This is a genomic window from Paraburkholderia sp., from assembly GCF_034668105.1.
Taxonomy (GTDB): domain Bacteria; phylum Pseudomonadota; class Gammaproteobacteria; order Burkholderiales; family Burkholderiaceae; genus Paraburkholderia.
On the sequence record NZ_JAXDPY010000576.1, the window covers coordinates 1 to 3,584 of the forward strand.

4 protein-coding genes are annotated in these 3,584 nt (G+C 60.8%); all 4 read left to right on the forward strand.

Annotated features, from left to right (window positions below; translation table 11 throughout):
* Positions 1-199: 199 nt before the first annotated feature.
* Positions 200-1,525 carry a sn-glycerol-3-phosphate ABC transporter substrate-binding protein UgpB gene (gene ugpB, locus QOC89_RS25600; RefSeq protein ID WP_323047573.1) on the forward strand — a complete coding sequence of 442 codons (1,326 nt, stop codon included), beginning with the start codon at positions 200-202 and terminating at the stop codon, positions 1,523-1,525.
* Between the two features lie 71 nt (positions 1,526-1,596).
* Positions 1,597-2,481, forward strand: coding sequence for a sn-glycerol-3-phosphate ABC transporter permease UgpA (gene ugpA, locus QOC89_RS25605; protein WP_323047574.1), 885 nt, complete (start codon positions 1,597-1,599; stop codon positions 2,479-2,481).
* Positions 2,478-3,323: a sn-glycerol-3-phosphate ABC transporter permease UgpE gene (gene ugpE, locus QOC89_RS25610; protein ID WP_323047575.1), complete on the forward strand. Its 846-nt coding sequence runs from the start codon at positions 2,478-2,480 to the stop codon at positions 3,321-3,323. Before ugpA ends, ugpE begins: the two co-directional genes overlap by 4 nt.
* A gap of 91 nt (positions 3,324-3,414) precedes the next feature.
* Positions 3,415-3,584: ATP-binding cassette domain-containing protein (locus QOC89_RS25615; RefSeq protein ID WP_323047576.1), on the forward strand; the 170-nt coding region annotated here is incomplete at its 3' end.

Sequence of the window (3,584 nt, forward strand, 5' to 3'; positions counted from 1 at the left end):
CGTGACAGGCGATGTTAAATTGCGGCATTCGGCGCCTGCCAAAAGCGGGGGGGCCGGCCGGCAGCCGACGCCGGATTGTCATCGAACACAACTAGAATCGCGCGATTCCAGCCCGCGCCCGTTCCGACCAACAAGCTTGTTGCATCGACCGGAGTAAGCGCTGAAGCGCTAACTCCGGTCGACAGAGGAGACACAATCGATGAGTTGCAAGCCGCTATTCCGTTCGCTTTCCGTTGCCGCCGTGTTGAGCTTCGGCATCAGTCAGGCGGCGCACGCCGCCACTGAAATCCAGTTCTGGCACGGCATGGAAGCCGCCCTCGGCGAACGCCTGAACGACATCGCCAACGCCTTCAACGCGTCGCAAAGCGATTACAAGATCGTGCCGGTGTTCAAAGGGACCTACGACCAGACGCTCGCCGCCGGCATCGCCGCTTACCGCAGCGGCAACGCGCCGGCCATTCTGCAGGTCTACGAAGTCGGCACCGCCACGATGATGCAGGCGAAGAAGGCGGTGATCCCCGTCTCCGAAGTGTTCAAGCAAGCCGGCGTACCGCTCGACGAAAAGGCCTTCGTGCCGACCATCGCCAGCTATTACAGCGACGCCAAAAGCGGTGAGCTGATCTCGATGCCGTTCAACAGCTCGACCCCGGTGCTGTACTACAACAAGGACGCCTTCAAGAAAGCCGGGCTCGATCCGAATCAGCCGCCGAAAACCTGGGCTGAATTGCAGGTGGACGCGCAGAAGCTGAAGGCGTCGGGCATGGCATGCGGCTATTCGTCGGGCTGGCAGAGCTGGATTCAGCTTGAGAATTACAGCGCCTGGCATGGCGCGCCGTTCGCGTCGAAGAACAATGGCTTCGACGGCGCCGACGCGCAGCTCGAATTCAACAAGCCGCTGCAGGTCGCGCACATCCAGTTCCTGCAGAACATGCAGAAGGAAGGCACCTTCACCTACGTAGGCCGCAAGGACGAACCGGTCTCGAAGTTCTATAGCGGCGACTGCGGGATCATCACGAACTCGTCGGGCTCGCTTGCCACGATCAAGAAGTACGCCAAGTTCAACTTCGGCACCGGCATGATGCCTTACGACGCGAGCGTGAAAGGCGCGCCGCAGAACGCGATCATCGGCGGCGCAAGCTTGTGGGTGCTGTCGGGCAAAGACCCGGCCGTCTACAAGGGCGTGGCGAAGTTCCTCGCGTATCTGTCGTCCGCACCGGTTGCCGCGAAGTGGCATCAGGACACCGGCTATCTGCCGGTCACGACCGCCGCCTATCAGCTCACGCAGCAGCAAGGCTTCTACGAGAAGAATCCGGGCAGCGACACCGCCATCAAACAGATGCTCAACAAGCCGCCGCTGCCGTTCACGAAGGGCTTGCGTCTGGGCAACATGCCGCAGATCCGCACGGTCATCGACGAAGAACTCGAACAGGTCTGGGCCGGGAAGAAAACGCCGCAACAGGCGCTCGATTCGTCGGTGTCGCGCGGCGACGAGCTGCTGCGCCGCTTCGAGAAAGCCGGCAACTAAGTACGAGCCGGCGAGGTTTCGGTGCGCTCGCACCGAAACCGATTGTTCTGGAAGAACCTTGGGAATCCTCGATGGAAAAGCGCTCTAGCTTCGGCACCAGCGTGCTGCCCTACCTGCTGGTTGCGCCGCAACTCCTGATCACGCTGCTGTTCTTTCTGTGGCCGGCGGGCGAAGCGCTGTGGCAATCCACGCAGAGCCAGGACGCGTTCGGCACGTCGAGCGAGTTTGTCGGGCTCGCCAATTTCAAGCAGTTATTCGCCGATCCGCTCTACTTGTCGTCGTTCAATACGACGCTGATTTTCTGCGCGCTGGTCACGGTCTCAGGACTGGTGATCTCGCTGTTGCTGGCGGTCTGCGCGGATCGCGTCACGCGCGGCGCGAAGACCTATCAGACGCTGTTGATCTGGCCGTATGCGGTCGCGCCGGCGATCGCCGCAGTCTTGTGGTCGTTCCTGTTCAACCCGAGCATCGGCCTCGTTACGTATGCGCTCGCCAAGTACGGCATCGTGTGGAATCACGCGCTGAATGCGGGCCAGGCGATGTTTCTGGTCGTGCTGGCCTCCGTGTGGAAACAGGTCAGCTATAACTTTCTGTTCTTCTATGCCGGCTTGCAGGCGATTCCGCGCTCGTTGATCGAAGCGGCAGCCATCGACGGCGCCGGTCCCGTGCGGCGTTTCTTCGGCATTGCCCTGCCACTGCTCTCGCCGACCAGCTTCTTCCTGCTGGTGATCAACATCACCTACGCGTTTTTCGACACCTTCCCCGTGATCGACGCGGCGACAGGCGGCGGCCCCGCGCAAGCCACCCGCACGCTGATCTACAAGATTTTCGCCGAAGGTTTCCAGGGACTCGACATCGGCAGCTCGGGTGCGCAGTCCGTCATCCTGATGGTGATCGTCGTCGCGTTGACTGTCGTGCAATTCCGCTTCATCGAACGCAGGGTTCAATACTCATGATCGAGAACCGACGCGGTTTCGACCTCTTTTGCCATGCGGTGCTGATACTCGGCGTCGTGCTGGTGGTGTTTCCGGTGTACGTCGCGTTCTGCGCGGCGACCATGAGCGAACCCGAGGTGTTCAGCGTGCCGTTGTCGCTGGTGCCGAGCACGCATCTGTTCGAGAACATCGCCACTGTCTGGTCCCAAGGCAGCGGCAATGCAGCCGCACCGTTCGGCCGCATGCTGTTCAACAGCTTCGTGATGGCGCTGGTGATTTCGATCGGCAAGATCGCCGTCTCGATGATTTCCGCGTACGCGATCGTGTTTTTCCGTTTTCCGTTTCGCAATCTCGCGTTCTGGCTGATCTTCATCACGCTGATGCTGCCAGTCGAAGTGCGGATCTTCCCGACCGTGCAGGTCGTGTCGTCGATGCATCTGAGCAACACCTACAGCGGGTTGACGTTGCCGCTGATCGCCTCGGCCACCGCCACCTTTCTGTTCCGGCAGTTCTTCATGACGCTGCCCGACGAACTGATGGAAGCGGCGCGCATCGACGGTGCCGGGGCGATGCGGTTCTTCTGGGACGTGGTGCTGCCGCTGTCGAAGACGAACATGGCGGCGCTGTTCGTGATCACCTTCATTTACGGCTGGAATCAGTACCTGTGGCCGATCCTGATTACGAGCCAGCAATCGCTGACCACGGCCGTGGTCGGCATCAAAAGCATGATCGCCTCGGGCGATACGGCCACCGAATGGCATCTCGTGATGACCGCAACGCTGCTCGCCATGTTGCCGCCGCTCGCCGTCGTGCTGACGATGCAGCGCTGGTTCGTGCGCGGACTGGTGGATGCAGAGAAGTGATCGGCGCAGTTTGAGCGTGCTCCCGGATTCGAATAAAACATCCCGCGTGAGGCGTGGTTCGCGCGGCAAGCAACGAAAAGGTTAAAACGGCATGGCTGCACTGACTCTGCAAGGCGTTAAAAAGACCTACGACGGCAAACAGTTCGTGTTGCACGGCATCGACGTGGACGTCGCGGACGGCGAGTTCGTTGTCATGGTCGGTCCGTCCGGTTGCGGCAAATCGACCTTGCTGCGGATGGTGGCCGGGCTCGAAGGCATTTC

Coding starts and splice junctions, on each gene's coding strand:
- ugpB (WP_323047573.1), top strand. CDS start 200: ATGAGTTGCAAGCCGCTATTCCGTTCGCTTTCCGTTGCCGCCGTGTTG.
- ugpA (WP_323047574.1), top strand. CDS start 1,597: ATGGAAAAGCGCTCTAGCTTCGGCACCAGCGTGCTGCCCTACCTGCTG.
- ugpE (WP_323047575.1), top strand. CDS start 2,478: ATGATCGAGAACCGACGCGGTTTCGACCTCTTTTGCCATGCGGTGCTG.